28 protein-coding genes are annotated in these 25,927 nt (G+C 57.7%); 14 read left to right on the top strand and 14 right to left on the bottom strand.

The genetic code is table 11. From position 1 onward, the window contains the following. The first annotated feature begins 91 nt into the window (after positions 1 to 91). Positions 92 to 1,507 carry a DUF4397 domain-containing protein gene (locus GJU83_RS12995; RefSeq protein ID WP_069184163.1) on the top strand — a complete coding sequence of 472 codons (1,416 nt, stop codon included), beginning with the start codon at positions 92 to 94 and terminating at the stop codon, positions 1,505 to 1,507. A 48-nt stretch (positions 1,508 to 1,555) separates the two neighbouring features. On the opposite strand, the gene dacB is transcribed toward GJU83_RS12995, so the two are convergent. Further along, the gene (gene dacB / locus GJU83_RS12990) at positions 1,556 to 3,061 is read right to left on the bottom strand and encodes a D-alanyl-D-alanine carboxypeptidase/D-alanyl-D-alanine endopeptidase (RefSeq protein WP_153634522.1); all 1,506 of its coding nucleotides are present in this window, start codon (positions 3,059 to 3,061) and stop codon (positions 1,556 to 1,558) included. Positions 3,062 to 3,447: 386 nt separating this feature from the next. On the opposite strand from dacB, the gene GJU83_RS12985 reads away from it, so the two are divergent. From GJU83_RS12985 to GJU83_RS12970, 4 genes are all read left to right on the top strand, one after another. Next, positions 3,448 to 3,921, top strand: coding sequence for a sterol desaturase family protein (locus GJU83_RS12985; protein WP_153634521.1), 474 nt, complete (start codon positions 3,448 to 3,450; stop codon positions 3,919 to 3,921). A 32-nt stretch (positions 3,922 to 3,953) separates the two neighbouring features. Next, positions 3,954 to 4,724 carry a glutathione S-transferase N-terminal domain-containing protein gene (locus tag GJU83_RS12980; RefSeq protein ID WP_153634520.1) on the top strand — a complete coding sequence of 257 codons (771 nt, stop codon included), beginning with the start codon at positions 3,954 to 3,956 and terminating at the stop codon, positions 4,722 to 4,724. Between the two features lie 195 nt (positions 4,725 to 4,919). Continuing rightward, positions 4,920 to 5,855, top strand: a complete 936-nt coding sequence (locus tag GJU83_RS12975; protein WP_153634519.1) for an aldo/keto reductase — start codon at positions 4,920 to 4,922, stop codon at positions 5,853 to 5,855. A 41-nt stretch (positions 5,856 to 5,896) separates the two neighbouring features. Beyond that, positions 5,897 to 6,529: a DUF6064 family protein gene (locus GJU83_RS12970; protein ID WP_217352250.1), complete on the top strand. Its 633-nt coding sequence runs from the start codon at positions 5,897 to 5,899 to the stop codon at positions 6,527 to 6,529. Here GJU83_RS12970 and dkgB read toward each other — a convergent pair. Beyond that, a complete protein-coding gene (dkgB, locus tag GJU83_RS12965) occupies positions 6,498 to 7,307 on the bottom strand; it encodes a 2,5-didehydrogluconate reductase DkgB (protein ID WP_153634517.1) in 810 nt (269 codons plus the stop codon). The two genes, GJU83_RS12970 and dkgB, sit on opposite strands and share 32 nt — an antisense overlap. 121 nt (positions 7,308 to 7,428) lie before the next feature. Between dkgB and GJU83_RS12960 the strand changes: the two genes are divergently transcribed. Beyond that, complete coding sequence (locus tag GJU83_RS12960) at positions 7,429 to 7,842, top strand: GFA family protein (RefSeq protein ID WP_069184169.1); 414 nt, start codon at positions 7,429 to 7,431, stop codon at positions 7,840 to 7,842. Here GJU83_RS12960 and GJU83_RS12955 read toward each other — a convergent pair. The 7 genes from GJU83_RS12955 to GJU83_RS12925 all read right to left on the bottom strand — a co-directional run bounded on the left by GJU83_RS12955 (position 7,836) and on the right by GJU83_RS12925 (position 16,163). After that, positions 7,836 to 8,957, bottom strand: a complete 1,122-nt coding sequence (locus tag GJU83_RS12955) for a PQQ-dependent sugar dehydrogenase (RefSeq protein ID WP_153634516.1) — start codon at positions 8,955 to 8,957, stop codon at positions 7,836 to 7,838. The genes GJU83_RS12960 and GJU83_RS12955 overlap by 7 nt on opposite strands. Positions 8,958 to 9,210: 253 nt before the next feature. Further along, positions 9,211 to 10,032, bottom strand: coding sequence for a (2Fe-2S)-binding protein (locus GJU83_RS12950; RefSeq protein WP_153634515.1), 822 nt, complete (start codon positions 10,030 to 10,032; stop codon positions 9,211 to 9,213). After that, a complete protein-coding gene (fhuB, locus tag GJU83_RS12945) occupies positions 10,019 to 12,049 on the bottom strand; it encodes a Fe(3+)-hydroxamate ABC transporter permease FhuB (protein ID WP_153634514.1) in 2,031 nt (676 codons plus the stop codon). The genes GJU83_RS12950 and fhuB overlap by 14 nt, the downstream gene beginning before the upstream one ends. Continuing rightward, positions 12,039 to 12,974 carry an ABC transporter substrate-binding protein gene (locus GJU83_RS12940; protein WP_153634513.1) on the bottom strand — a complete coding sequence of 312 codons (936 nt, stop codon included), beginning with the start codon at positions 12,972 to 12,974 and terminating at the stop codon, positions 12,039 to 12,041. Before GJU83_RS12940 ends, fhuB begins: the two co-directional genes overlap by 11 nt. After that, positions 12,964 to 13,737: an ABC transporter ATP-binding protein gene (locus GJU83_RS12935; protein WP_153634512.1), complete on the bottom strand. Its 774-nt coding sequence runs from the start codon at positions 13,735 to 13,737 to the stop codon at positions 12,964 to 12,966. The genes GJU83_RS12940 and GJU83_RS12935 overlap by 11 nt, the downstream gene beginning before the upstream one ends. A 68-nt stretch (positions 13,738 to 13,805) precedes the next feature. After that, positions 13,806 to 15,608, bottom strand: coding sequence for an ABC transporter ATP-binding protein (locus tag GJU83_RS12930; RefSeq protein ID WP_153634511.1), 1,803 nt, complete (start codon positions 15,606 to 15,608; stop codon positions 13,806 to 13,808). Positions 15,609 to 15,710: 102 nt separating this feature from the next. Then, positions 15,711 to 16,163, bottom strand: coding sequence for a YaiI/YqxD family protein (locus GJU83_RS12925; RefSeq protein WP_069184176.1), 453 nt, complete (start codon positions 16,161 to 16,163; stop codon positions 15,711 to 15,713). Positions 16,164 to 16,434: 271 nt separating this feature from the next. Here GJU83_RS12925 and GJU83_RS12920 point away from each other — a divergent pair, with 271 nt between their 5' ends. From GJU83_RS12920 to GJU83_RS12910, 3 genes are all read left to right on the top strand, one after another. Continuing rightward, positions 16,435 to 17,007, top strand: a complete 573-nt coding sequence (locus GJU83_RS12920; protein ID WP_069184278.1) for a histidine phosphatase family protein — start codon at positions 16,435 to 16,437, stop codon at positions 17,005 to 17,007. A gap of 40 nt (positions 17,008 to 17,047) precedes the next feature. Further along, a complete protein-coding gene (locus GJU83_RS12915; protein WP_069184177.1) occupies positions 17,048 to 17,386 on the top strand; it encodes a zinc ribbon domain-containing protein YjdM in 339 nt (112 codons plus the stop codon). Positions 17,387 to 17,532: 146 nt separating this feature from the next. Continuing rightward, complete coding sequence (locus GJU83_RS12910; RefSeq protein ID WP_069184178.1) at positions 17,533 to 18,042, top strand: copper chaperone PCu(A)C; 510 nt, start codon at positions 17,533 to 17,535, stop codon at positions 18,040 to 18,042. A gap of 36 nt (positions 18,043 to 18,078) precedes the next feature. Here GJU83_RS12910 and GJU83_RS12905 read toward each other — a convergent pair whose 3' ends face one another. Beyond that, complete coding sequence (locus tag GJU83_RS12905) at positions 18,079 to 18,255, bottom strand: DUF2897 family protein (RefSeq protein ID WP_069184179.1); 177 nt, start codon at positions 18,253 to 18,255, stop codon at positions 18,079 to 18,081. A 64-nt stretch (positions 18,256 to 18,319) separates the two neighbouring features. After that, positions 18,320 to 19,150 carry a M90 family metallopeptidase gene (locus GJU83_RS12900; protein ID WP_069184180.1) on the bottom strand — a complete coding sequence of 277 codons (831 nt, stop codon included), beginning with the start codon at positions 19,148 to 19,150 and terminating at the stop codon, positions 18,320 to 18,322. 144 nt (positions 19,151 to 19,294) lie between these two features. Here GJU83_RS12900 and GJU83_RS12895 point away from each other — a divergent pair, with 144 nt between their 5' ends. From GJU83_RS12895 to GJU83_RS12880, 4 genes are all read left to right on the top strand, one after another. After that, entirely contained in the window at positions 19,295 to 19,966 is a 672-nt protein-coding gene (locus GJU83_RS12895; RefSeq protein ID WP_069184181.1) for an SDR family oxidoreductase, read from the top strand. Positions 19,967 to 20,059: 93 nt separating this feature from the next. Continuing rightward, a complete protein-coding gene (locus GJU83_RS12890) occupies positions 20,060 to 21,121 on the top strand; it encodes a GGDEF domain-containing protein (RefSeq protein ID WP_069184182.1) in 1,062 nt (353 codons plus the stop codon). Between the two features lie 21 nt (positions 21,122 to 21,142). Continuing rightward, positions 21,143 to 21,598: a CopD family protein gene (locus tag GJU83_RS12885; RefSeq protein WP_069184183.1), complete on the top strand. Its 456-nt coding sequence runs from the start codon at positions 21,143 to 21,145 to the stop codon at positions 21,596 to 21,598. A 27-nt stretch (positions 21,599 to 21,625) separates the two neighbouring features. Then, a complete protein-coding gene (locus GJU83_RS12880; RefSeq protein WP_069184184.1) occupies positions 21,626 to 22,096 on the top strand; it encodes a MaoC family dehydratase in 471 nt (156 codons plus the stop codon). An 18-nt stretch (positions 22,097 to 22,114) separates the two neighbouring features. Here the strand turns inward: GJU83_RS12880 and GJU83_RS12875 are convergent, their stop codons facing one another. Beyond that, the gene (locus tag GJU83_RS12875) at positions 22,115 to 22,969 is read right to left on the bottom strand and encodes a PA4780 family RIO1-like protein kinase (RefSeq protein WP_069184185.1); all 855 of its coding nucleotides are present in this window, start codon (positions 22,967 to 22,969) and stop codon (positions 22,115 to 22,117) included. A gap of 106 nt (positions 22,970 to 23,075) precedes the next feature. Here GJU83_RS12875 and GJU83_RS12870 point away from each other — a divergent pair, with 106 nt between their 5' ends. Then, complete coding sequence (locus GJU83_RS12870; RefSeq protein WP_069184186.1) at positions 23,076 to 23,936, top strand: DUF6544 family protein; 861 nt, start codon at positions 23,076 to 23,078, stop codon at positions 23,934 to 23,936. Positions 23,937 to 23,958: 22 nt separating this feature from the next. Here the strand turns inward: GJU83_RS12870 and GJU83_RS12865 are convergent, their stop codons facing one another. Next, positions 23,959 to 24,378, bottom strand: a complete 420-nt coding sequence (locus GJU83_RS12865) for a universal stress protein (protein WP_069184187.1) — start codon at positions 24,376 to 24,378, stop codon at positions 23,959 to 23,961. Positions 24,379 to 24,517: 139 nt separating this feature from the next. Next, on the bottom strand, positions 24,518 to 25,900 hold the full coding sequence (locus GJU83_RS12860; RefSeq protein WP_069184188.1) for a sodium-dependent transporter: 1,383 nt from the start codon (positions 25,898 to 25,900) through the stop codon (positions 24,518 to 24,520). Positions 25,901 to 25,927 lie beyond the last annotated feature (27 nt).

The raw sequence follows: 25,927 nt of genomic DNA, 5'->3' as shown, positions 1-25,927 counted from the left end.
ATGCAGTGACGCACGATTCATGGACGGAAAATGTGCAGGTTCGAACCACTCAAATCCTGGTAAACAACTTCAAAAGTGGGGAGTGTGAAAAATGAAGACAAAATACGCTTTACCGATGGTTTTGGCGGGCAGTGTCGCGCTGTCCGGGTGTTGGCTGGATGACGACGATGATCCGGCAACCACCAGTGTCCGAATCCTGCATGCGTCTTCGGATGCACCTGCGGTTAATGTTCTTGTGAATGGTGATGTCGTCGTTCCGGGAGCGGATTACAAGCAGGCCGCGGTTCTGGCGCCGAGTGCCGGTCTCGCTGATATCGCTGTCGATGGATTGCTGCCGGGCGGCGAAACGGTGACAGTGATTTCTGCCGATGGGGTTTCGCTGCGTTCCGATACCAGCTATGACGTGATTGCAGTCGGAAAAGTAGGTGACGAGACCATTGAGCCGCTGATTCTGACCGATGATGGCGCCCGTGAAGATGCCGATAGTGCGCGTTTGAGAGTTGTCCATCTGTCGCCTGAGGCCCAGACCGCCGCCGCTGGTCCTGTCGATGTTTATGTCACGGCTTCAGGCGACCCGCTTCCCGCCGAAGCTACCTTCAGCTTCTCCTTCAAGGAGAGTGTAGGCCCGTTGGAGCTTCCTGCCTCAAACGACTATCAGATTCGGGTTACCCCTGCAGGCTCCGATACTGTTGTCTTTGATAGTGGCCAAATCGGCTTGCCAGCAGGTTCTGATCTTCTGGTCGGCGCCGTTGACAATACTGGCGCCAATGGAGATGCAAGCCCTATCAGCTTGGTCGTGCTGAACGGCAGTAATGTTGCCGAAATTTTCGATGCAGGCCAGGACGCTGGCGTGCGCGTTGTGCATGCCTCTTCCAACGCACCCAACGTTGATGTTTTTGTTGGCGAAACAGGTCCGGCGGCCCTCTCTGACATTCCGTTCGGCGGTGTTTCTCCGTTCGCCTTCCTCGATGGTTATGCTGCTTTGCCGGCGGGCGATACCCGAGTTCGGGTTGCTGCCGCTGGAACCGGTCTCAGCGGTGGCCAGGTTGTCATTGACGAAACACTGCCACTCGTCAACGGCCAGGGCTACAGCGTTCTTGCGGTCGGACAGTTGGAAAACATCGAAGCGCTCGTCGCAGAGGATACTGCTCGCAGCATCGCGACCCAGGCCTCTTTGAGAATTGTTCACGCGTCTACTGCTGCCGGCAATGTCGACGTCTATCTGGTGCCGGGCACTCAGGACGGTATCGGTAACGCTGATCCGGCTCTGGCAGACGTGCCCTTCAAAGGGGTAACAGATTACCTGCCGATCGCGGATGGCACCTATAACGTCTACATCGCGCCAACCGGCACAGGCACACCGGCGATCACCGCAGAAGGTGTTGAGCTGAATGCAGGTGGCGTCTACACGGTGGTTGCGCGGGATGCGGATCCTGATAATGCAGATCCGGCGCTGCAAGCGTTGGGGCTTATTCTGTTCGATGACTTCGTAGGAGAGCCCCAGTAAAGTATTTCGTTAAAGCTTTGAATGAGCCCCGGCTACGGCCGGGGCTTTTTATTGAATGCTGGTCTCAGAAGTGCCGGAATCGGCATGCGAAATAGCCGTCCCTGTTGGCGGCCGGAAATGCAGCGAATACAGAATTCGGTCGAGCACGGCCTGGCCATTCCAGGCGGGATCGTTGTTGACCATTCCCACCACTGCCCAGGTGGTGTTGTTTGAATCCCGGGTGAACCCGGCGATCGATCTCACGTTTTCCAGATAGCCGGTCTTGATGCGACCTTCGCCGTCCATGCCGGTATTGCGCAGGCGGCGTGCCATGGTTCCATCCATCGCGATGATTGGCATTGAAGCCATGAGGTCAGCCGAGTATGCGCTGTTCCAGGCATGCTCGAGAATCTGTGCGCCTTGGCGGGCGGTAATGCGACCGTGCCGGGTGAGGCCGGCACCGTTGTCGATGACCATACCTGCGGTGTTGATGCCTTTGTCTTCGAGCCATTCATAGATCACCCGAATGCCGGCAACCCGGTCGTCGTTCTCATCTTCCAGGCGGTTCTCGGCGCCAATGGTAAGCAGCAGCTGGCGCGCCATCACGTTGCTGCTCCACTTGTTGATATCCCTCACCATAGTGACCAGATCCGGCGAGGTGGTTTTCATGACCAGCCGTGCGTCTTCTGGAGTGACGCCATCGAGGTCTCCGCCTGAAATAACTACTCCCAGGTCGGCCAGCAAAGAACGGATCAACGAGGCGCTGTACTGCTCATGGGGCAGCAGCGACAGGTAGGTGGTGCTCCGGCAGCCCTGGGGCAGCTCACCGGTAACCCGAACAGTCACCCGATGGTCTTCATGAATAATGGGTTCCCATTCGAAGTTTCTTCGGGACGGGCAGGGGCCCTCGGCAGTGGCCACTACTCGGTTATCGATGACGACTTCGCCCAGAGACGGTGTGCTCCATGCCTGGGTGCCGCGCTCATCGGCTCGCACCTGGAAGTGCATCAGGTTCAGGTTCGTCAGGTAGGCAGAAGGTTCTACCAGAAATGGCGCGTGGGGGTTGTCGCCGTTGTCTTCAAACGCAGGAAAACCACCATCGACTTCAAAGTAACTGCCATCAAGAACCAGGTCGCCCTCGATTTTGTTAATCCCCATGCTGCGCAGCTCGCTCAGCGTTGTCCAGAGTCGTTCGATGGTGAGCTTGGGGTCGCCGCCAAAGCGGACGTAGAGATTACCTTCAAGAGTGTCGCCCGCCATCACTCCATCGGTCAGGAAATCGGTATCCCAGTGGTGATTGGGGCCGAGTACCTCCAGTGCTGCAAAGGTGGTTACCAGCTTCATGATGGAGCCGGGGCTCATCAGGGCATCAGCATTGATGTACTGGTTGATGCCGGGGCCATTCAGCGGAATGGCCGCCATACTCATGGCATCTTCATTCTGCAGGGACTGAGCCGCGTAATCTTTCAGCTCATTGGTCCAGAGGCGATTCCCGGAGAAACCGGTGGCGTCGCTCTCGGCAAAGGCAAGAGGAGCAGCCGCGATCACAGAGAGAGCCACAAGGGGTGCCAGCATGGGGCGTCTGAATCGAGGACACAGTTTTTCGGCTCTCAAAGAGCCAGAGCGTCGCATACCCGGGATTACCATGGTCACCATCCAATGAGTTCTTATACTTCCACAATAGCCCATCCTGGCGGTTTGTACTATGCAGAAAAGCTCTACATGACGTTAAAAAATGGCAGTAGTGTCGTTGTTTGTATTGAAGTTTTGTGACGCGATGTAAGTGCCCTTGCGAATCATGGGGTTAGGTGGACAAAAATTAACCCCCGGGTTGTCAATGACCTTGCGTTCAGATTTATGGGTGCTTTTTTCGGCGGTTCAGTCATGGAATCCGCATCCAAAAGGGCGTTTCCTAGGGAGTGTGTAACCAAGTGTTCCGAAAACAACAAAAGGAGGGCACCATGATTGGTATTCCATTGGGTCTTTTGACCGCCAATGCCGTGGAATGGGTATTCCATAAACACGTTCTTCATGAACTGGGCCGAAACCGGGAGAGTTTCTGGTCGTTTCATTGGCACGATCATCATCGCAATGTGCGCCGGAACGGCTTTCTTGATCACGATTACCGTCATCCGCCCTTGACCTGGAACGCCCAGACCAAGGAAGTGGCTGCCCTGGTTGCCGGGGCAGTAGCAGTCACTCCGCTACTGCCTTTAGCTCCATTCTTTGTTGGCACGCTCTACTACAGCGCCTGGAATTACTACCGGGTACATAAGCGCTCACATCTGGATCCGGATTGGGCGCGGGAGAATCTGCCCTGGCACTATGATCACCATATGGGGCCGAACCCCAATGCCAACTGGTGTGTGACCAAACCCTGGTTTGATCACATCATGGGTACCCGGGAGCCAATGGAAAATCGTCAGATTGCGTGATAATGGCGCGGTCTCCAACAGAAGGTTTGTTTATGTCGAATATGCTGTCTCATAACGTCCACATACTGGGTTCGGTCGCCACGTCGTCCCTCACTGCCTGGCGCGGTTGCCTGGTGGTTAAAAACGTCCCGCAGCCGGAAAAGCCCATTGTGCTCTACGACATGGAGGGCTGTCCCTACTGCCGGCGGGTTCGTGAGGCCCTGACGGCCCTGAATCTCGATGTGGAAATCCGGCCATGTCCGCAGGGTGGTTCGGTTTTCCGGGCCCAGGCGGAGGCATTGGGAGGCAAGCAACAGTTCCCATTACTGGCGGACCAGAACACCGGCACGGTCATGCACGAATCCGAGGAAATCATCGAGTACCTGTTCAGGCAATACGCGGACCGGCCGGTGCCATCCTACTATCGCGGCCGGGTGTGGCAGCCGGTTCTGGGTTCTGTGGCTTCGGTGACCAGTGCCATGCGGGGGCTGAGGGTCAGCCCCGGCAAGCGTCCGGAGCAGCCATTACACCTGTGGAGTTTCGAGGGCAGTCCGTTCTCGCGTTTGGTGCGGGAACGGCTTTGTGAGCTGGAAATTCCCTATACCTTGCACAACCTGGGCAAGGAGCACTGGAGTGAGATCGGGCCGGCGAAGCAGCGTATCAAGCCGGGGCCCTATACGCCGATTCCCGGTGGCAAGCGGGATGCGTTTTTCCAGGTGCACAAGCGGGTTCAGGTGCCTTACCTGGAGGATCCCAACACCGGGGAAGGCCTGTTCGAGTCTGCCCGTATTCTGAAATATCTCGATGCTCATTACGGGAACTGATGTGTTGGTAAGACTGTCAGCCATGTAGCTGTCGCCCGGGTGGGTCATCCCTTCTCCAGACACGCCGTAAATACTTCCATGTAGGCTCGGTCGGGCCATCCATGGCCCTCCACGGTCTGGCGAAGGGATGACCCACCCGGGCTGTTTGCGCTTTGTGCTATTCGCACTGAAATTTATGTCAGTGGGAGAGCTGATATGGCGAATTGGATTACTCGAAGGAAGTTTCTTATCACTTCCGGCCTTGCGGGAATTGCTCTCAAGTCCCCGATGTTGTTTGCAAATGCATCGGGAATTCCCACTTCATCTCCGATTACCCGCCGGATCCCGGGAGCGAACGAAAGCATCCCGGCGATCGGCATGGGCACCTGGATTACCTTTAACGTTGGTGGTGACGAGCAACTGGTCGCGCAGCGCACCAGAGTCCTCAAAACCTTCTTCGATCTGGGCGGAACCGTTGTGGACGGTTCGCCGATGTATGGCAGTGCCGCGGATGTTATGGGTGAGGCGCTGGATTCTCTGGACGCCCACGACCGGATTTTTGCGGCCACCAAGATCTGGACCGGCGACGAATCAGAAACCCGGTCGGAGGCAGCCCGTTCGAGCAGGCGCTGGGGTGTTGATCAGTTCGATCTGTTGCAGGTCCACAATCTGTTGGGCTGGCAGGGGCATCTTGAAACCCTCAAGGAAATGAAAGCCAACGGTGAGGTCCGGTATATCGGTATCACTACGTCCCATGGTCGCCGGCATCGGGAATTCGCGCAGATCATGGAGCGGGAGCCGCTGGATTTTGTGCAACTGACCTACAACGTTCTGGATCGGGATGTTGAAGATCGGTTGCTGCCACTGGCCCGGGAACGGGGTATCGGGGTGATCGTTAACCGGCCTTTCCAGGGTGGTTCGCTGTTCCGCAGGTTCCAGTCAAAGCCGCTGCCGGATTGGGCCGGGGAGGCCGGCGTCAATAACTGGGCGGAGTTTTTCCTCAAGTACATTATTTCCCATCCGGCCGTGACCTGTGCCATTCCGGCCACGAGCAAAGTTGAGCATATGAAAGAGAACATGGGTGCGCTGTACGGCAAATTGCCGGATGACGATCTGCGCCAGCGGATGGCGGATTATGTGAGGTCTCTGTGAGTGGCGCGGACTGGCTGAGCTACTCGCTGCAGGATTTCGTGATGTTCGGACCGCAGGTGTTTCTGCGGTTGTTTGTCCGGATCAACCAAGATCTCTGGCCCTGGCAATTGCTGGCGGTGGTTGCTGCTATCGGTATTCCTGCGCTGCTTCTGCGGCAGGGAGACGCGGCAAGGCGTTTGGCTCTTGGGCTGATGGCAATTGCCTGGGTAACCAGTGGTTACGGGTTTCTGGTGGGCTATTTCGGCCCCATTAACTGGCCGGCGACGTGGTTTGGTTGGGCTTTTGTCGCTCAGGGGGCGTTGCTCGGGGCCGCCCTGTTTTGCGGTGGAGTCCATAAGGGCCGGCTTCCGATCAGGCAATTTGTCGTACTCTGGCTGGTTGCCGTTTGTGGATTGCCCTTCCTCGCGGTGGCGGATTCCGGTCAGTGGCAGTCGGTCGCGCTGTTCGGCATCGCTCCCGGCACCACCGCTGCGGCAGGAGCCCTGGTCGTTGCGCTGGTAACAGGTCCCTGGCGTTGGCTTTACCTGCCGCTGCTGGTGCTGTGGAGTCTTTTCAGCGCAGCCATGTTCTGGGTGCTGCAAACCTGGTGGTTGCTGATCGCTCCGCTGGCTACGCTGCTGCTGGTTGGAGCCGGCTTCTGGCTCAGTCCCAGGCCGGCGCGAAGTCAGGATTAGCAATTCGCTCGTTGCGATCGAGCGCATCAATGGCTCGGATCTCTTCCTCGCTTAACTGAACGTCCAGAGCTTCCAGGTTGGCCTTTTGGTGAGCCGGACGTGTGGAGGAGGGGATGGGTACAACGCCCCTGGAGGCTACCCAGGCGATTGCTACTTGGGCGGGGGTAAGATTTCTTTCACGGGCGATTCGCTGCAGGGTTTCATCTTCCATCACTTTACCAACGGCCAGGGGCATGTAGCCGGTCACGGTGATACCAAGCTTCTGCGCATGCTCCACAACCGTGCGGTTGGCCAGGAAGGGGTGCACTTCAACCTGGTTGGTGAAAATGGGCGTGTCGCCCAGAATCTTTTTCGCCTCATCCATCTGGGCACAGGTAAAGTTGGAAATGCCGATGTGCTCTGCAAGACCCTCGCGTTGGGCGTCTCTCAGGGCACCGAGATATTCTTCCATCGGTACTTCGTCGCCGGGTGATGGCCAGTGAATCAACGCCAGATCTACATGGTCGGTTTTCAGCCTTGCGAGACTGTCGTGGAGGCTGTTGATCAGGTCGCTGGCGTGCAGCTGGTCATGCCAGATCTTGGTGGTCAGGAAAATTTCCCGGCGCGGAATGCCGCTGGAGGTGATGCCATCGCCAACTTCCGCTTCGTTCTCGTACATCTGGGCGGTATCGATATGACGGTAGCCCAGAGACAGGGCACTCTTGACGGCCTCTCGGGCATCATTGCCTTTTAGACGGAATGTTCCCATGCCGATTTTCGGAAGTGCGCTGAATGACATAGTGTCCTCCTTAGCGAATCGTGTGTTTCTAAAGTGGTGCCGGCACACTGGTTCTTCAAGTGGCTCGCGGGTATCATCGCCCGTGAATTAACCCGTGAACCGAAGCATTGAGGCCCGGACGATGTACACCGGTCGTTGCCTGTGTGGCGATATTAGTTTTCAGTATGATGGCCCGCTCGGCCCGGTTGCCCTGTGCCATTGCAGCCAGTGCCGGCGTGCCCATGGCAGCGCGTTTTCAGCCAGCGCACCGGTACAAAAGGTGCGGTTCCGGTTCGTGTCCGGGGAAGACAGAATTACCGAGTTCGAATCACGCCCGGGAAAGTACCGGGGATTCTGCAGTCGCTGTGGCAGCCAGCTCTATAGCCGTGTTGATGCGATTCCCGGGATCCTCAGGCTGAGAGTCGGTTGCATCAACGAGCCTTTGGAAAAAGGGCCTTCCCAGCATGTTTTTGTTGGCTCAAAGTCGGACTGGTTCGAGATAACCGACCAACTCCCGCAGTTCGAAAAGACTGAAAGAACCAACGACCCTCACTGAACCGAAACCATCCGGTAAACCTGTCCTCTTGGTGAATCCGTGAGTAGCCAGAGAGCGCCGTCCGGGCCCATGCGCACATCGCGGATCCGTTCGCCGAGATCGGTCAAAAGATCTTCCTCTTCGGTCACTTTGCCGTCCTGAATGCGCAGGCGAACCAGCTTGCGCATTTTTAGCGCCCCGACGAACAGATCCCCCTGCCATTCCGGGAACAGATCCCCGGTATAGAACGCCATGCCTGAGGGCGCGATGGATGGGTCCCAGTAATGCAGTGGCTGGGCCATGCCTTCCTGGCTGGTTTTACTGCTGATGGGCAGGCCAGAGTAGTCGATGCCGTAGGTGATTGTTGGCCAGCCATAGTCCGTTCCGGCACGGATAATATTGATTTCGTCACCACCCCGGGGGCCATGCTCGTGGCTCCAGATCTCGCCCGTTTCCGGATGGATGGTCATGCCCTGGATATTTCGGTTGCCGGTTGTGTAAAAGGTGTCGTTGACGCCGGCGGTGTCGAGGAACGGATTGCCCGGAGCAGGAGAGCCGTCGGTCGTAATCCGGTGAACGCCTCCGGCATCGTCTGCGTTGTCCTGAGCGCGATCCATGTCGCCACGGTCGCCGACCGCCACGTACAGGTTGCCCTCCCGGTCGAATTCCATCCGGCCGGCGAAGTGGCGGCCGCCGTTGGAGCGAGGCAGGGCTTCAAAAATCACTTCAACGTCGCTGAGGCGATCACCATTTAAACGCGCGCGAGCTACCCGGGTAGTCATACCCTCCCGGTTTCTGTGGGCGTAGCTCAGGAACAGCACCTGATTCTGCTTGAAGTCCGGATGCAGAATAATGTCCAGCAATCCTCCCTGCCCGGATACAACGAGCTCCGGTACGCCACTGATGGGCGCCTCCACCAACGAACCGTTCCGGATCATCCGCAGCCGACCTTCCCGTTCTGTGACCAGCATGGCGCCATCCGGTAAAAATGCCAGGCTCCAGGGGTGTTCCAGGTTCTGTGCCACGGTTTCGAGGCGAAAATCCGCTCTATCTGAGGAGAAGGTCTGATTTGCCTGGCTCGAGACAGCGACCAGTAACAGGGTGCCGGTCAGGAGAAGGTGCTTGAGAATACCCATTGGAGCCTCCGTTTTTAACGGTGTCATCAGAACATTCAGAGTAGCAGTTGAAGCCGGCGTCGCCGAGGCATACCCCAGACAGAGAATGTATAGGGCGCCGGGTCAATTACGGATCATTGATCCAGCATTGCAAATAACAATTATTCGCATTAAAGTTGCATAGAGTTGGTTCAGTTCAGAGCGGGAGAAAAGGGAATGGCACCCGAACAGGAAATGATTGAGGGTTTGAAGTTGGCGGCAGGCGCAGGTGTGCTTATTGGCCTTGCGGCCATTGGGCTGGCTTTGTCGACCGCTCTTGGGGCATGAGTGTGGCCAGTCGTTCCTTACGATGCACGCCGCAGGTGCCGCAATAACCGCCTTCCGGCAAGAGATATTTCAGGCAACACCCTCTGCGCTGGGGGATTGCCGTGGCCTGCTCACCGAACACGGCCGGAATCCAGTCGATAAACCGGTTCGCATCGTTCTGAAACTGCTCCAGCCAGCCCTGCGCCAATTGGCACAGCGCATGGGGCTCTGCCAGGTTCCACACGGCTGAAAAAGGTGCTCCCAATCCCAATCCGATGCTGCTCCAGTAAGCGCCAGGGCTGACGCCCAGCTGGCGTCTGAAAACCGGGTACCATTGTGCGGTTATTTCTCCTACCGACTGGACGAAAGTCCTCTCACCAGCCATTTCCCCGCCTGGCATCTGAAACCAACGGGACGTTGTTTGCGACTGTTGGTCCATGGGGGCCAGGAAGATTCGTTTGGCGTCCGGCAAAGGCGTCTGGCCATCGCGGAACAGTCTGAGGGTCAGCGGCGCAATTACGCTGAGCGCCAGATCCTGCTGCAGCACAGAAACCAACGCACGTGCGGCCCGGGTGCCGGTGTTGTCCGGATAGTCGGTGCCAACCTGGTCAAGTAGTAGCGACGGTTGCTCCAGGCACTGGGCCAAAGACAATACGCTGCTGCGCTCGTCTTCGGCAGGTCTCAGCGCCTCATTCAGGACCAATTCCCTGTTCAGTTCTGACTGGCTCAGAAGGTGGTTGTAAAGCCGGGCCCATGGGCCGATCCCGGAGTTGTGGTCAGGCTCTGCCATGGCGACTCAACCCCCAGAGGAAGTACAGGCCGCCGACCAGGGCTGCCAGAAGCCCCGCCGGAAGCTGGTTTGGGTAAACCACAATTCGTGACAGGTAGTCGGCTACTCCCAACAACAGGCCACCGGCAAGGGCTGCGACAACGAGCTGCCGTCCAACGATCTGCTGGCCCAGTACCCGGGCGAGGTGAGGAGCTATGAGGCCCACGAAACTCAGCGGGCCGATCACGACCGTTGCCGACGCAGTCAGTAATGCGGCCAACAGAAGTAAAAGCAGACGCACTTTTGTCACCGGCAAACCCAGTGAGCTGGCCGATGTCTCTCCCAGGGGAAGAATGCTCAGGGGCCGGATAATCACCAGCAGGCTGGCCGAGATCAACACGATGAGCGCCAACAGGCCGAGAGCCTCGGCTTCCGAGACCAGCCAGGTGGAACCGTACATCCAGTTGAGAAGCTGCGAGGCCACGGTGCCACCGGAAGCCATCACCAGGCGAAGGCCAGCGTCCATAAAGACATACAGAGCGAGCCCGCCAAGTAAAAGCTGGTTACCGGCAAATCGGTGCTTGCGAGCCAGCAAGATCAGTAAACCCAGAGCCGCTCCAGCGCCGAGGGTGGCTGCACCCAGCTGTCCGCCCCGGCCGACGTCGGCGCCGAACAGGACAATCATGACCATGACCACCGCCGCGCCGCCGCTGATGCCCAGCAGTTCCGGGCTGGCCATGGGGTTGCCTGTCATGCGCTGGATCAATGTTCCAGCAAGGCCGAGGGCCATGCCAGCAAGAATTGCAGCCATGAGCCTGGGGCCGCGCCAGACCCAGGCCTCGTGCCACTGGGTGATCGGAGTCCAGCTCCACTCGGTCAGCCCGGGGGACCAGGCCATGGAGATGCAGATGGTGATCAGAAGGAGCATGGCTAAGGCCCCACCGATCACAAGGCTGGAACGTCGCTTCGGCAGGAAGCCGGCGGGGCTGTCGTCCTGCCCGGGCATATGATGGGTATTCTTCAAGCCTTGCAGAGCCAGCAGAATGATCGGCCCGCCGATCAGGGCGGTGGTGGTGCCGGTTGGCACCAGAGACCCGTCACCCCAGGTGGATGCCCAGTGGGCGAGGGTATCGGCCAGCAACAGTAGACCCGCGCCCAGAACACTGCTCCAGATAAGCCGTTCAGACAGGGTGCGGGCCCCCAGCAGTCTCGCCAGTACCGGTGCCGCAAGACCGATAAACGCCACGACGCCGACCCGGCTCACCACAGTGGCACTCATCATTACAACCAGAAACAGGGCCAGGACGCGGATCAGGCCAACCTTGGCGCCAAGAGAGCGGGCGGAGGTTTGCCCCAGTTGCATAACCTGAAGCGGGCGCATCAACAGAATCATGAATACACCCAGCACCAGCACCCGGGGCCAGAGATCCGTGAACGGTTGCCAGTTGTTCTGGACCAGGGAACCGGCGCCCCAGATAAACAGGTTTCCTAGCCACTCTCCCTTGAGCAGCAGGAACGCCATGTTTACTGCGCCCAGGAAAAAGGTGACAACAAGACCGGCCAGGATCACGGTGACTGGTGAAAAGCCCAGGCGCCAGGTGAGTGCGATAACCAGCCCGATGGCCAGAAAGCCACCGGAGACTGCCGCCAGATCCGGGCTAAGAGCCAGCAAGCCGGGGAAGAACAGGGTCGCGACCGTTATGCCGAACTGACCACCGGCTTCAACACCCAGCGTTGTGGGTGAGGCCAGGGGGTTGCCCAGGATCTGCTGGGTAACCGCGCCCGCAAGGCCAAGGCCACAACCAATCAGGACGGCCATGGCGACCCGCGGTGCCCAGCTGAAGTGGGCGAGTACCGACGCGTAATCATCGGCTTCGAACGTCCAGAAGGCGGCGATCAGATCGGCGGCATTGAGTTGGTCAAACCAGGGTACAGCGCTCGCGAGAAAGGCGCCAAACCAGATCAGCGCCGCAGCCACCGGTAACCTTGCTGGCAGGGAGGGGCGACCGACAGGGCTGTTTGCGGATTCAGCGTACATTGTCTGAACCTCCTGCTATCAGGCTGTCGGCCAGTAACGTCGCCAGCCGCTTGACTGGGAAGACGCCTCCGAACGGCCAGACCGGATCGATCTGGTACACCTGATCGCGTTGAACAGGCGGCAGATAGGTCCAGAAAGGGCTGTCTGCCAGGGTGTCGGACAACCCGGGCAGGGTCGGAGCAATGACAACAATCCGGGTGTCCTGATAGGGCGCGAGCGCCTCAAGCCCAGCGACCGAGAAACCCCAATAATTACCGGGCTGGGACCAGGCGTTTTCAAGACCAAGGGCGTCGAGGGCACTCTGATAAAGACCGTTTGGCGCATAAACGCGAACGTGGCGGTCGTCCAGGAAATTCACCAGCGCCACCGGCCGCTCGGTGAGGTTGGCATTCTCAAGACGACGGCGCTGAGTCTGCAGAGTCCGGTTTATGTCGTTGAGAACAGCTGCGGCGCGTTCCTCTCGGTCCAGCATGTCGCCCAGAGTGGTGAGCATATCGCTGGCTTTTTCGTAGGGGTTGGAGCCTTTTTTGTAAACACTGACAACGTAGGTCGGCGCAATGCGTTCAAGGAGGTTAGCGGCGGGTGCCATTTCGGAGCTGGTGACGATCAGGTCTGGCTTGAGTTCGGCGATGGCTTCCAGGCTCGGCGCCACCCGGGTACCGATGTTGGCCACGCCCTCGGGAAGTTCCGGTTCCTTGACCCAGACACTGTAGCCGTCGCGATCGGCAACGCCAACTGGAGTCACCCCGAGTAACAAAAGCGCCTCTGTCGCTGCCCAGTTCAGGGCAATAACACGTTGCGGGGTTTTATCCAGGCTGAGCGTGCCTTGCTCATGCTGCCATGTCTCCGCGCCGGCAAACACTGGCAGCAAACCCACAAGAAGTATGAAGCAGAATCGAAATCCCGGGACACGACTAGTGAACATAGGACACCCACTGGCCGGGCGCCCGCTCCATCACCCCCATGGGTACGCCATAAATGGATTCCAGGATGCCGGAATCCATGATTTCACGGGGGCTGCCATCGGCCACAAGCTGCCCGGATTTCAGGGCCACCAGGCGGTCGCAGAATCGTGCCGCAAGATCCACATCGTGCAACACAACGACAACCGTGAGGTCCCTTTGTTCGGCAAGACGATGTACCAGGCGCAGGGTTTCAACCTGATGTTTTACATCCAGGGCCGATATGGGTTCATCAAGAAGCAGGCATCGGGTTTGCTGGGCCAGCAGCATGGCAATCCAGGCGCGCTGGCGTTCACCACCAGAGAGTGTGTCCACGGAGCGATGCTGGAAGGCTCCGAGCCCGGTGTCGTCGATAGCCCCGGTAATCAGTTGGTGGTCTTCGTCGTTATAGCGGCCCAGCGGGCCGCGCCAGGGATAGCGGCCCAGGGCAACCAGCTCGCGCACCGTCAAACCATCAGTGCCCGGGGGATGCTGGGGGAGGTAGCCTACATTGCGGGCAAACTCCCGGGCCCCTGTGTTCCGGAAAGATTTTCCCAGAAGCTGTACTTCGCCAGAAGACGGTACATGCTGACGGGCAAGCACCTTGAGCAGGGTGGACTTGCCGGAGCCGTTATGCCCGAGCAGGGCGGTCACCTCACCCTCAACGAAACCGAGGTTGAGGTTTTGCAGTATGGTGGTGTCGCCAATACGAACACCGAGATTGGAAACGTCAAAAAAAACAGGCATGCAGGCTCCCGGAATTCTGAGGGCCTGCAGGATAATTTAAATGCGAATCACTATCAATATTCATATCGTTAAATGGCGGCCTGGATCTGGCCGGTCTGGACCCGCCACTGATTGGCGTAAGCGCCATCCTGGTCCAACAGTTCCCGGTGAGTTCCCTGTTCCAGCACTTTGCCGCCTTCAATGACCGCAATGGAGTCCGCGTCAACGATCGTGGAGAGTCGATGGGCGATCATGATGACGGTACGGTTATGGCCGATGCGCTTCAGGGACCGCTGGATGGCGGCCTCTGTTTCGTTGTCCACGGCGCTGGTAGCTTCATCGAGTACCAGTATTGGCGGGTTCTTCAGTAGTGCCCGCGCCAGCGAGAGGCGTTGCCGCTGTCCTCCCGACAGACGAACACCGCGTTCACCTACAGGCGTATCCAGACCCTCAGGCAGGGCTTCGATGAAGGACCAGGCTTCCGCGGTTTTCGCTGCATTGATGATGTCGGCATCGGTGGCAGCCGGATTTCCGTAAGCAAGGTTTTCCCGGATCGTGCCCTCGAATAGATAGACATCCTGGCTCACAAGCCCGATCGAGCCGCGCAGGGAATTCAGGCTGAGGTCCCGAATGGGTTGGCCATCGATGCGGATTTCGCCGTTGCTCGGGTCGTAGAACCGGAGCAGCAACTTGATCAGGGTGGATTTGCCGGAGCCGGTAGCGCCCACCAGCGCAAGGGTGTTGCCCGCTGGCACGGTCAGGCTGATATCCCGGATACCGGCGCCGCTGGAGGGATAGTGAAAGCTTACTTTGTCCAGCTCAACGTTGCCTTTTACCGGTGCCTCGAGGGCCTTCCCGCCCTCATCACGAACGTGCACGGGTTCGGCCAGAAGATCCAGAATCCGGCGTGTGCTTGCCATCGCACGCTCGAACAGGTCAATCACCTCGGCAAGGCCTGTCAGTGGCCAGAGCAGGCGCTGGGTCAGGAATACCAGCACGCCATAGGCCCCCACGTTCAGGCTGCCTTCGAGGGCCATCATGCCGCCCACCGTAAAGGTGGCGAGGAAGCCGGCGAGGATAGCCATCCGGATGACGGGAATAAACGCGGAGCTGATACGGATGGCACGGCGATTGGCCTCTACGTACGCTTCGCTGCTCTCCTTGAGGCGTTTGGCTTCCCGCTGTTCGGCGGTAAAACTCTTGATGGTGGCAATGCCGCCCAGGTTGTTCGCCAGACGGCTGGACAGGTCGCCCACTTTTTCCCGAACGTCCGCATACAGCGGCCCGGCTTTGCGCTGGAAATAGAAGGCACCCCAGATAATCAGGGGAATGGGAGTGAAGGCCAGCAGCGCAATGAGTGGTGAGAGCACGAAGAAGACGGCGCCCACGGCAACGACGGTCACCAGAACCTGAATCATTGCGTTGGCGCCACCATCAAGGAAGCGCTCTAGCTGGTTGACGTCGTCGTTCATGGTGGCCACCAGCTGACCAGAGCTGCGGGCCTCGAAGAAGCTCATGTCGAGGCGCTGGGCATGCTCGTAGGCGTCCTGACGCAGATCCGATTGCAGTCGCTGGGCCAGATTGCGCCAGAGGATCTGGAACAGGTATTCGAACAGGGATTCACCGGCCCAGATAAAGAAGGTGAGTACCGCCAGAATGGTGATCTGTTCCTGAGCGGTTTCAAAGCCCAGGCCTGCCACAAAGCTTTCTTCCTGGTTGACGACCACATCAATGGCGACGCCGATCAGGATTTCAGGGGCAATATCGAACAGTTTGTTGATGATCGAGCAGGTTGTAGCGGCGATGATCTGCCGGCGATATCCCCGGGCGTATCTGAGCAGGCGAGCCAGGGCAGCAAAACTGCTGGTGGTTTTGTGGCTGTGTGAGGACATACTCCGCTTCTCTCCCGTGTATCAGGCAGGCCAGAGGTAAGCCTGCAAATAGTAAGGCGGGAAGGGTAGCGGATCTGTCTTGGTTTTAAAATAGAATCATTATCACCTGCGGGCGTTTCTTTGGAGCCAGCGGTCGAGTTTGTCGGCGAATTCCTTGCGGTCGGTCTGGCTGAACGGGGCTGGCCCGCCGGTGACCTGACCGGCGTTGCGCATTTCTTCCATGAAGTTGCGCATGGCAAGGCGCTGGCGGATGTTCTCTTTGGTGAAGGCCTGGCCCCTCGGGTTGAAGACATCGGCCCCTTTTTCGATGGCCTCTGCGGCCAGTGGTATGTCCTGGGTGATCACCAGGTCGCCCTCCTGCATCTGGTCCATGATTTCGTTGTCGGCGACATCAAAACCGTGGGGGACCTGGCGTCGCTTGATGTAGGGGCTCGGGGGCAGGTTGATGGCGTGGTTGGCGATGAAGGTGGTGTCGATTTGCCAGCGGGTGGCGGCGCGGCAGAGGATTTCCCGGATTGGGACGGGGCAGGCGTCGGCGTCGACCCAGATTGGCATGGTGGTTCCTTCTTTTGGCTTGGTTCTGGTGAAAGTTTACCTTTTGTTGTTGTGAGCTTGGTAGTTGGTATCCGCGTATTCAAGACTGTGGTTCGGCTTGAGTGTTTGAGGCGTTGGAGCCGTTGTTCCAAAAACCGCTACGAGCACATCCATGTGCGCTTGTTTCGGGCCATCCATGGCCCTCTACATTTTTGGAACAACGGCCCCAACGCCTCTCTCGGACATCGGCGGTTTACCCGCGTTCACTGCAACAAAAGAAGAGGTGTTGGAGATGATTAATCGAATTCTGCTTTCAGGTTTTTTAACTCTTCTGTTTTCTTTACCGGCCGTTGCTGCTGATAGCAACGAAGAAGCCTGGGACGCTCTGAGAGACGGGCGGGCTGTTCTGATGCTGCGTCATGCATTGGCACCAGGGACTGGGGACCCGGGTAACTTTGACCTTAACGATTGCAGCACCCAGCGGAATCTGAACGACGTCGGTCGGGAACAGGCCCGGGCGTGGAAGCCGTTTCTGGCGGACCATGGGATTACCGAAGCGCGGGTGTTCAGCAGTCAGTGGTGTCGCTGTATGGATACCGCTACCGGAATGAACATGGGGGACGTGACGGAGTGGCCGTCGTTGAATTCGTTTTTCCGGAATCGTGGCGACGGGCCGACTCAGACGCGGCAGACGATTTCTCTGGTGAACCAGCTCGAAGAAGGCGCGCCGGTTATTCTTGTGTCCCATCAGGTGAACATCACGGGGCTGACCGGGATCTTCCCCTCGTCGAACGAGGGGGCCATTATCGCCTTGCCTTTGTCGGAAGATCCCACGGTGCTGGCGCGCGTCTCGCCCGGACGTTGATGGTATAATGCTGCGCTCATTTAATTAACAGGAAATGATAATGTCGCAGCTTCCCCCATGCCCGCAGTGCAGTTCCGAGTACACCTATGAGGACGGCGTTCAACTGGTTTGTCCCGAGTGTGGACACGAGTGGTCTGAGGCGGAGGCTGCGGCTGCGGACGCCGCGAAGGTGATTCGGGACGCGAACGGCAATGAGCTTCAGGATGGTGATACGGTTACGGTCATTAAGGATCTGAAGGTAAAGGGCTCCAGTTCCGTGGTTAAAGTTGGCACCAAGGTGAAGAATATCCGCCTGGTGGACGGTGATCACGACATCGACTGCAAGATCGATGGGATTGGTGCCATGAAACTGAAGTCGGAATTTGTCAAGAAGGCCTGATTCCCAGCGTTGCGTCCGGATTCTGTCTCTGTCTCCGTTGGTGATTCTCCGGATTATCTGCGGCTATTTGTCGCACTGAAAAACTTGGATGCATGGGACTGACTTTCTATTCTGTACCCCGACATCATCGACAAGGAATACCGGAAATGAAGTACTGCCTGAGTGTGTTTGTGCTGGCATTGGCTCTGGTGGCGCCTGCAGCCATGACCCATGATTACAGCCAGGGTCCTGTGACGGTCGATCATCCCTGGAGCCGGCCCACACCGCCCGGAATCCCGATGGGAGTCGGATATATGAGTATCTCCAATAATGGCAGCAGTGATATCTCCCTGGTAGGTGCTGCGACCCCGCGGGCAGGCAACGTCTCGATTCATGAAACCAGCATGCACGATGGTGTGATGCGTATGGCGCCGGTAAAAGATGGGCTACCCATACCTGCGGGCACTACGGTTGAGTTGAAGCCCCACAGTTTTCACCTGATGCTGGAAAAACTGGAAAGCCCGTTGCGCGAGGGAGAGAGCATTCCGCTGACCCTGCGTTTTGAGGGTGCGCAAGAAATGCAGGTTGAGCTCAATGTTGAACCGCTGGATGGCGAGGTGATGAAGAAACAGAGCATGGACCACTCCGGCAAGGAAATGGACCACAGCGGGCACTGACGTATCTGCCCGGCTTGGTTCTGTAGACTGACCGGGCTACCACTCCCTGTCTTCGGCGCTTTCCTCAGCTTCGATCTCGGCCTTCCTGGCTTGAATCTTCTTCATTTTTTCATCGGAGATTTTCATGCTGTGTGCACTGTCACGCAGTATCAGCAGGCTGCCGACGATCAAGGCCAGGGCGAGAATTATGAAGACCCATCCTATGGCTGGCATGTCTACCTCCCTCAATTGATCCCGTTTACTACATAGTGGACCACGCGTTCATCTGTCACAACCGTCAGGCATCTTGCCAGAGGGTTGTCGGGTCCAGCCGGTAGTACCCTTGCAGTGCCGCATAAACCTCGGGCTGCTCGTGTTTGAGATGACTCGGTTGCTGGAAAAACGCCTCAGTCAGTACTGCAAAGAATTCGGCCGGTTCAGTGGCACCGTAGGGGTCAAGCCATGGCTTCTGGTGGTGATGCAGGGTGTGCCTGAGATGTTCGTAGGCGTGGGTCATCGACGTTTGCCAGTGCCTGGCCTGTTCACCGCTGAGGGGTGGCGCACCGTCCGCGGTGCCGTCGAGATAATCCAGCTGGTGGGCGAATTCATGGAGTATCACGTTGTGGCTGCTGTGCCGATTCCTGGCGGCTTCCTCACACTCTTTCCAGGCCAGAACCACCTGACCCCGGCTTGAAGCCTCGCCGGCACGTATTTCGTGGCTTTCGCTGACAACCAGTCCGTCGCTTTCAATGTCTCTGACATGATAGGCGTCGGGATAGACCAGAATGCTGCTTACCTCGTCAAAGTCCGAGTATGGGCGGGCAAGAATGAGCAAGCAGGCGTGGCCGGCAATGGTCACTCTAACCCTGTCGTCCACTTCAAAGCCGTCACAGCCATAGAATTCTTTTTCGGCGAGAAAAAGCTGTACCCGCTGCTCCAACGTCTGCTTCATGGTTTCAGGAAGCTGCCGGTAAAGCGGCACGCTCTCCTCAAGATGATGGCGCCACGGGGCTGGAAAGGGGGCTCTCAGTTCCCTCTCTCTCCGCCAGGTACGGTAAAAAAAGAGGTAAAAAGTGGTGGCCGCGATCAGGGTCACTGCAAAGACTGCGAAAACAAGTGCTGCTGACATGGCGCTCCCGGCGACCGTTGATGGGTTAGCCCTATCTTACAGAAAAATCCCATCTGCAAGGGGCGAGGTTGCATATTGCTGGTTGTTCTCGAGCGCAGGGGATGTAAAGCTGATTGGGCTGCACTCATCGTCAAGGAGGTTGATATGTCGGAGAATTCCATTGTTGTGATCACCGGAGCAAACCGGGGCATTGGTCTGGAACTTGCCCGGCTGTACGCAAGCCGCGGCTGCTCGGTGATCGGTGTGTGTCGGGAAGCTTCGCCGGAGTTGAAAGAGGTCGCGGCGCGGATCATTGACAGAGTTGATGTGACGACTGATGAGGGCATGGCAAGACTCGTGGCCGGACTGGAAGGCGAGCACATCGACCTGCTGATCAATAATGCCGGTCTGCTTAAGGATGAGAAGCTGGGCAGCATCGACTTTGATTCCATTCGAACGCAGATGGAAATAAACGCCTATGCCCCGCTTAGGGTGGCTGAAGCGCTGGTTGACCAGATTCCCTCGGGAGGCAAAATCGCCAACATTACCAGCCGCATGGGCTCTATCGCAGACAATGACTCAGGCGGCCGCTACGGGTACCGCGCCTCCAAGGCAGCGCTCAATGCCTTCGGCAAGTCCCTGGCGATGGATCTGAAGCCCCGGGGTATCGCCGTGGCACAATTGCATCCGGGCTACGTTAAAACCCGCATGGTGAATTTTGGCGGGTTGATCACTCCTGAGGAATCGGCGAGAGGGCTAGCTGAACGCATCGATGGCCTGAGCATCGAGAACACCGGGTCATTCTGGCATAGCAACGGCGAAGAACTGCCCTGGTGATACTGAAACAATTTCCAATTGTTGACAGTTCCAACAAGCAGAATTTCGGGTTTAAGAGTAATCTTGTGTCAAATCAAAGGAATTCTGCAGTTTATGGAACGGGTAAACCATCTCGCGAATTATGAGCCTGCGCAGGAGCGCAGACCCCAGTTCTGGCGTCTGGCCATGCGGTGTGCCCAGATTGCCGGAACTGTGGACGTTATCTTTTTCTTTCTTTTCCATGCCTTGGGGTCGCCGATTCTGGCGTGGGTTAATGTGGTCAGTGTGGCCATGTACGCCGGTGCCTATTACGCACTCAAATACCAAAGGAACAAGATTGCGGTCGTACTTATCTGGGCAGAAGTGTTGGGCCATGCTGGACTCGGTATTGTCCTGATCGGTTGGGAGAGCGGATTCCACTACTACCTTCTGATGTTCATACCTGCGATTTGTGTGTCCGCGTCCCGAAGATGGGCGGTCTATGCACTGTTGGCCCTGTGGGGGTATTACATCGCCCTGGATGTCCTGATGTGGTACGTGGAGCCATTGCAGCCGATTCCGCAAACGGCTCTGCACATCGTCCATTTGTTCAACCTGAGTGTGGTCTTTGCCATGTTCAGTTACCTGGCTTCCTACTACCTCAGGATGGTAGTGACGGCCCAGCGCAAACTTCGGGAAATGGCGACAACGGATTCCCTGACCGGACTTTTCAACCGGCGTCATATGACTTATCTGGCTGAGAAGGAAGTGGCTCGATTCCGGCGCAGTGGTCACCCGGTTGGATTTCTGCTGCTGGATGTCGATCATTTCAAGTCAATCAACGATGCCTATGGCCATGAAGCCGGCGACCGGGTATTGGGCTTTGTTGCCGATGTGATTAGAGAGGAGCTTCGGGCCCAGGATCTGATCGGTAGATGGGGTGGTGAGGAGTTCCTGGTGATACTCCCTGACACGGATTCCATCAACGCGCGCGCAAGTGCGGAGCGGATACGAAATGCGTTTTTGGCCAAGGACTGGAGCGCAATTACTGGCGGTGATGCCGATGTTACGATCAGTGTCGGCGTGAGCGAGTTGCGATCCGGCGAGGACCTGAGTGCGGCAGTCAGCCGGGCAGATGAAGCGCTTTACCGGGGTAAGACTGCCGGTCGGAATCGGGTCGAGCTGGAAACCATCTGACAAGACACAGGGGTAGCGTTAATGAGTCTGGCAATTGCACTGCACGTTCTGTCCGCGGTTATCTGGGTTGGCGGTATGTTCTTCGCCTACATGGCGATGCGTCCGGCCGTGGTTGAGGTGGTGGAAGCTTCTCAGCGTGGTGTTCTATGGTCACGGACGCTTGAGCGGTTCTTTCGATGGGTGTGGCTCGCCGTTGCGCTGCTCCTGGTTACCGGCTATTGGATGATTTTCAGTGTTTTTGGCGGTATGGCTGGTGCTGGATGGCATATCCACGTCATGCAGACGCTCGGTTTGGTGATGATGTTGCTCTATTTTCACGTTTATTTCGCGCCGTTCAGGCGGCTCAAGCAGGCGGTCGCAAACAAGGATCCGCAGGCTGGGGGCGTTCAGGTGGGCAAGATTCGCCGGCTTGTGGGGATCAACCTGATCCTTGGCCTGATTGTGGTCGCCATTGGGTCTGGCGGGCGGTACCTTTAACCGGCTGAGCGATCGGGGACCAATACCATGTCTGATATTCGAAAGAGAGCCATTGCCGGCCTGAAAGCCGGCGATTCGTTTACCCTGGCACGAACGTTCACCGAAGATGAAACCCTTTCCTTCGGCGACATCAGCCGCGATCAGAACCCGGTTCACTATAGCGATGAATTCGCGCAAGCCAAGAACCTCAAGGGCAAAATCTGCCATGGCCTGCTAGTTGGAGGAATGATCACGGAAGTGGGCGGGCAGATCGGCTGGCTGGCGTCCGGCATGAATTTTCGCTTCCGCCGGCCGGTGTATTTTGGCGATACCATCACCTGTGTGTTCACCATCACCGAGGTGGATGAGCGTAACCGGGCCCGGGCCGAAGCGATACTCTCGAATCAACACGGAGAGCCGGTCATCGATGCCTGGTTGACGGGGGTTCTTCCGGGGCCCAGAGAACAGCAGGTGATGTCGGCACTTGTCAGCGAACAGAAAACGGAGCCTTCCGACTAACCCGCACCGTTCAATGCATCAGTCCTCCTCGGCGTCCCTCATGCGTTCCTGTCGCTCCCATTCTTCCTCTTTTGCCGCATCGATGATTTCCATCAGTTCGTCAACGTTGGCAGCGGTATCATCGTGCTGGAAGCAGCCGGTGAGCTTGCTGTCCGGGTGCAGGTCGCCTGACTCGTAGAGCGCCCAGATCTCCTTGCCGTAATCGGTATTCAAAAGTTCCGGCGCGAAGCGGCCAAAATACCGGCGCATATTGTCCACGTCGCGCTCCAGCATGCGCTCCGCGTTATTATTCCCGGCTGCATTGACTGCCTGGGGGAGATCAATGATGACCGGCCCGTTGGCATCGATCAGAACGTTGAATTCCGAGAGATCCCCATGGATCAGACCGGCACTCAACATGCGGACGACCTCGCGGATAATCTGGCCGTGGAAGTCGCGGGCCTGTTCTGGGGAGAGCGTAACATCATCCAGCCTGGGCGCGGCCCGGCCATCTTCATCCGTCACCAGTTCCATCAGCAGTACACCGTCCACGAAGCCCAGGGGTTCGGGAACCCGGACACCGGCGGCGGCAAGCCGGTAGAGGGCGTCTACCTCGGCGTTGAGCCATGCATCTTCCTGCTCCTTCTGGCCGTACCTGGTTTTCTTGCTCATGGCCCGGGCCCGGCGGCTGTTCCGGACCTTTCGACCTTCCTGGTACTTCACCGCCTGCTTGAAGCTTCGCTTGGCGGCTTCCTTGAAAACCTTGGCGCAGCGGGTCTGATCGCCACAGCGCACTACATAAACCTGCGCTTCTTTACCGCTCATCAGCTGGTAGAGCACCTCATCCACCATGCCGTCATCGACAAGCGGTTGCAATCTCTTCGGTACTTTCATAAAACCTTTCAGGCGGAAAGTGAGTCGGCCAGCCGCGTTGATTGATCTGGAACAAGGCTGGATCTGGGCAGGGCAGGGACAATGACTGCTACGGAGCATAGCTTACATGAAAATCTTTTTCCTGATCCTGTTGATTGTGCTGGTCGCGACTGCCTTGGCCCTCTGGTTCTGGCGCCAGACCGACCACGCTTCGGATCATGCCGCCATGGCCAGGTTGGCGGCTCTGCAACCAACTGCACCAGAGCGCTTTGATGTTTCTCTTCTGGAGGGACTGCCGGAGCCTGCCCAGCGCTATTTCCGGTACACCATTCAGCCTGGTACACCTCTGTATACCGTGGCGCGGATATCGATGACCGGGAAGTTTGGCATGGGCAATCGGGAGTCGCCCGACTACATGGATATGCAGGCCTCACAGGTTCTGGCCATGCCCGAAGGCTTTGTGTGGAAGATGGGTGCCAGCCGTGGCGCCCTGAGGGTTTCTGGCTCAGACACCGAAAAGTGGACGCGGTTCTGGCTGATGGGTTTGTTGCCAGTGGCCAGGATGGGCGGAGATGCGGATCACACCCGTTCGGCTTTCGGTCGCTATGTGGCAGAGTCGGTGTTCTGGACACCCGCAGCCCTGCTGCCGGGCCAGGGGGTCAAGTGGGAGCTTGTTGATGTCAATACGGCGCGTGTGATTGTCCGCCATAACGGTATGGAGCAGGCAGTGGATGTTGTGGTGGCCGAGGACGGCCGGCCGCTCCAGGTGAATTTTGACAGGTGGACCAACGCGAATTCGGAAAAAGTCCATCGCTTGCAGCCCTTTGGCGGCTACCTGTCAGAGTTTCGGGAGTTTGACGGGTTTCATTTACCGACCCGGGTGGAAGCCGGGAACTTCTTCGCCACGGAAAATTATTTTCCTTTCTTCATTGCAAGCGTAACGGGCATCGAATTTCCGAAGCATGACGCACTCGGGCACCCGGAATAGGGCCCCGGATGCCCCGCTATCTTTAACGAACAACAAATACCGAAATATCACTGTGTTTGACGATATTGGCGCCGTTCGAGTGGAGAATGTGTAGCCGGTCGCCAATTCCCGGAGGATGTGAGGCCATCACCACCAGGTCAGTGCCGGTTGTTTTGATCGCCTCAAGCAACTTGTCATCAAGCTCTACGGCCGTATCAGCAGATTCAATCACCATGCTGTCGGTGTCGATCCCATGGGATTTCCCCTGCTCTTCCGCGAACACACTCAGCTTCTCGGCAAGCTCTTTCGGGTTATGGGCAGCCGCTCCCGGGGTGCTGTTTGTCACGCTTACGTAGCACAGGGTGGCGTTGTAGTGTTTGGCAATATCAATGGAGGTATTGAGCGCCTTGACCATTTTATCGGTATGGGCGAGGTCGACCGGAACGAGTATCTTGCTGTACATACGAGTTCTCCTTTTCCGCCTGAGCCGCAGAACCTTGGTCTTCTGTCCTGAACCCAGATTGGCAGTACCCTTTCAGGTATGTCAAAAAAAGCCCGGTGAAGTTCACCGGGCTGTTGCGGTCCAAGGTGCCTGGTTACCGTTACACCAGGTTGTAAAGAAACACCACGGCGATACCCGCAGGCGTCAGGTATCGAAGAATGAACATGAATGCCCTGTAGCTGCTTCCCTGCAGACCAATATCGGCCGGCAGGCCTTCACGTTTCATTGCCCATCCGGCAAACAGGGCAATGGCCAGCCCGCCGAGTGGCATCATCAGGTTGGAGACCAGGAAGTCGAGCAGGTCGAACACCGTCTTGCCCTCGAAGAACGGGATGAAGCCGAGCGGATGCACGCTATCCCAGACGTTGAACGACAGCACGGTACCGATACCGATAAACCAGATCGCGAGGCCACCACCAAGCGCGCTTTTCGCCCGGCTGACGCCTTTGTGTTCCTCCAGCCATTCCACCACCGGCTCCAACATGGAAATGGCAGACGTGATGGCTGCGACCAGTAGCAGGGCGAAGAAAATAGTGCCAAACAGAGCGCCACCACTCATCTGGCCAAAGGCCAGTGGCAGGGTGACAAAGATGAGGCCGGGGCCGGCACCAGGTTCCAGGCCATTGGCAAACACCAGCGGGAAGATGGCGAGTCCCGCAAGAAGGGCGACGCTGGTGTCCAGAACGGCAATGGTCATGGCGGTTCTGGCAATATTCACCGTCTTTGGCAGGTAAGAGCCGTAGGCCATCAGAACACCAATGCCGATGCTCAGGGTGAATGCTGCGTGACCCAGGGCGGTCAGAACACCAGCGGTGGTGAGCTTGCTGAAGTCCGGCGAGAACATGAAACTCACGGCCCGGCCAAAGCTGCCGCTGTTCATGGCGTAGATCACCATCGCAATCAGCAGCACGAACAGCAATGGCATAAGCATGTTCACGGCTTTCTCAAGCCCGGAGCGAATGCCCCGACCGACGATAAACGCGACGATGGCCATGAACACGGAATGCCACATCAGCAGTTCCCAGGGATTGGCCAGCAACCCGCCGAACTGGCCGCCAATGGCCTCGGCATCGGCACCGGTAAACAGTCCGGTTGCAGCCTTGCCGATATAGACCAGCGCCCAGCCGCCAATCACGGCGTAAAAAGACAGCACCAGGAACGAGGCAATAACGCCATTCCAGCCGATCGCCCTCCAGCCTCTGGCGGTGCCTTCGGTTTTGGTCAGGGTGCGCATGGTCGCTACAGGGCTCTGTCCGCCCCGGCGGCCAATCATGGTCTCGGCAATCAGAACCGGCACACCAATCAGGAAGATGCAGGCCAGGTAGATCAGAACGAAGGCGCCGCCGCCGTTCTCTCCGGTAATGTATGGAAACTTCCAGATATTCCCGAGGCCTACCGCCGAGCCGGCAGCGGCCAGGATAAACGCCATCCGTGAAGACCAGAGGTTGTTGGCCTGCTGGTGTGGTTGGGTACTCTCACTCATTCTTTTCTCCGGCTAATTGTTTTTGTC

Source organism: Marinobacter salsuginis (assembly GCF_009617755.1).
GTDB lineage: Bacteria > Pseudomonadota > Gammaproteobacteria > Pseudomonadales > Oleiphilaceae > Marinobacter > Marinobacter salsuginis.
Note: the sequence above shows the minus strand (reverse complement) of the source record. Positions and strands in the feature narration are given on the sequence as shown.

What these genes read in the sequence shown, in the direction of transcription:
- GJU83_RS12995 (WP_069184163.1), top strand. Translation starts at nt 92, where the DNA reads ATGAAGACAAAATACGCTTTACCGATGGTTTTGGCGGGCAGTGTCGCG.
- dacB (WP_153634522.1), bottom strand. Translation starts at nt 3,061, where the DNA reads ATGCTGGCACCCCTTGTGGCTCTCTCTGTGATCGCGGCTGCTCCTCTT.
- GJU83_RS12985 (WP_153634521.1), top strand. Translation starts at nt 3,448, where the DNA reads ATGATTGGTATTCCATTGGGTCTTTTGACCGCCAATGCCGTGGAATGG.
- GJU83_RS12980 (WP_153634520.1), top strand. Translation starts at nt 3,954, where the DNA reads ATGTCGAATATGCTGTCTCATAACGTCCACATACTGGGTTCGGTCGCC.
- GJU83_RS12975 (WP_153634519.1), top strand. Translation starts at nt 4,920, where the DNA reads ATGGCGAATTGGATTACTCGAAGGAAGTTTCTTATCACTTCCGGCCTT.
- GJU83_RS12970 (WP_217352250.1), top strand. Translation starts at nt 5,897, where the DNA reads ATGTTCGGACCGCAGGTGTTTCTGCGGTTGTTTGTCCGGATCAACCAA.
- dkgB (WP_153634517.1), bottom strand. Translation starts at nt 7,307, where the DNA reads ATGTCATTCAGCGCACTTCCGAAAATCGGCATGGGAACATTCCGTCTA.
- GJU83_RS12960 (WP_069184169.1), top strand. Translation starts at nt 7,429, where the DNA reads ATGTACACCGGTCGTTGCCTGTGTGGCGATATTAGTTTTCAGTATGAT.
- GJU83_RS12955 (WP_153634516.1), bottom strand. Translation starts at nt 8,957, where the DNA reads ATGGGTATTCTCAAGCACCTTCTCCTGACCGGCACCCTGTTACTGGTC.
- GJU83_RS12950 (WP_153634515.1), bottom strand. Translation starts at nt 10,032, where the DNA reads ATGGCAGAGCCTGACCACAACTCCGGGATCGGCCCATGGGCCCGGCTT.
- fhuB (WP_153634514.1), bottom strand. Translation starts at nt 12,049, where the DNA reads ATGTACGCTGAATCCGCAAACAGCCCTGTCGGTCGCCCCTCCCTGCCA.
- GJU83_RS12940 (WP_153634513.1), bottom strand. Translation starts at nt 12,974, where the DNA reads ATGTTCACTAGTCGTGTCCCGGGATTTCGATTCTGCTTCATACTTCTT.
- GJU83_RS12935 (WP_153634512.1), bottom strand. Translation starts at nt 13,737, where the DNA reads ATGCCTGTTTTTTTTGACGTTTCCAATCTCGGTGTTCGTATTGGCGAC.
- GJU83_RS12930 (WP_153634511.1), bottom strand. Translation starts at nt 15,608, where the DNA reads ATGTCCTCACACAGCCACAAAACCACCAGCAGTTTTGCTGCCCTGGCT.
- GJU83_RS12925 (WP_069184176.1), bottom strand. Translation starts at nt 16,163, where the DNA reads ATGCCAATCTGGGTCGACGCCGACGCCTGCCCCGTCCCAATCCGGGAA.
- GJU83_RS12920 (WP_069184278.1), top strand. Translation starts at nt 16,435, where the DNA reads ATGATTAATCGAATTCTGCTTTCAGGTTTTTTAACTCTTCTGTTTTCT.
- GJU83_RS12915 (WP_069184177.1), top strand. Translation starts at nt 17,048, where the DNA reads ATGTCGCAGCTTCCCCCATGCCCGCAGTGCAGTTCCGAGTACACCTAT.
- GJU83_RS12910 (WP_069184178.1), top strand. Translation starts at nt 17,533, where the DNA reads ATGAAGTACTGCCTGAGTGTGTTTGTGCTGGCATTGGCTCTGGTGGCG.
- GJU83_RS12905 (WP_069184179.1), bottom strand. Translation starts at nt 18,255, where the DNA reads ATGCCAGCCATAGGATGGGTCTTCATAATTCTCGCCCTGGCCTTGATC.
- GJU83_RS12900 (WP_069184180.1), bottom strand. Translation starts at nt 19,150, where the DNA reads ATGTCAGCAGCACTTGTTTTCGCAGTCTTTGCAGTGACCCTGATCGCG.
- GJU83_RS12895 (WP_069184181.1), top strand. Translation starts at nt 19,295, where the DNA reads ATGTCGGAGAATTCCATTGTTGTGATCACCGGAGCAAACCGGGGCATT.
- GJU83_RS12890 (WP_069184182.1), top strand. Translation starts at nt 20,060, where the DNA reads ATGGAACGGGTAAACCATCTCGCGAATTATGAGCCTGCGCAGGAGCGC.
- GJU83_RS12885 (WP_069184183.1), top strand. Translation starts at nt 21,143, where the DNA reads ATGAGTCTGGCAATTGCACTGCACGTTCTGTCCGCGGTTATCTGGGTT.
- GJU83_RS12880 (WP_069184184.1), top strand. Translation starts at nt 21,626, where the DNA reads ATGTCTGATATTCGAAAGAGAGCCATTGCCGGCCTGAAAGCCGGCGAT.
- GJU83_RS12875 (WP_069184185.1), bottom strand. Translation starts at nt 22,969, where the DNA reads ATGAAAGTACCGAAGAGATTGCAACCGCTTGTCGATGACGGCATGGTG.
- GJU83_RS12870 (WP_069184186.1), top strand. Translation starts at nt 23,076, where the DNA reads ATGAAAATCTTTTTCCTGATCCTGTTGATTGTGCTGGTCGCGACTGCC.
- GJU83_RS12865 (WP_069184187.1), bottom strand. Translation starts at nt 24,378, where the DNA reads ATGTACAGCAAGATACTCGTTCCGGTCGACCTCGCCCATACCGATAAA.
- GJU83_RS12860 (WP_069184188.1), bottom strand. Translation starts at nt 25,900, where the DNA reads ATGAGTGAGAGTACCCAACCACACCAGCAGGCCAACAACCTCTGGTCT.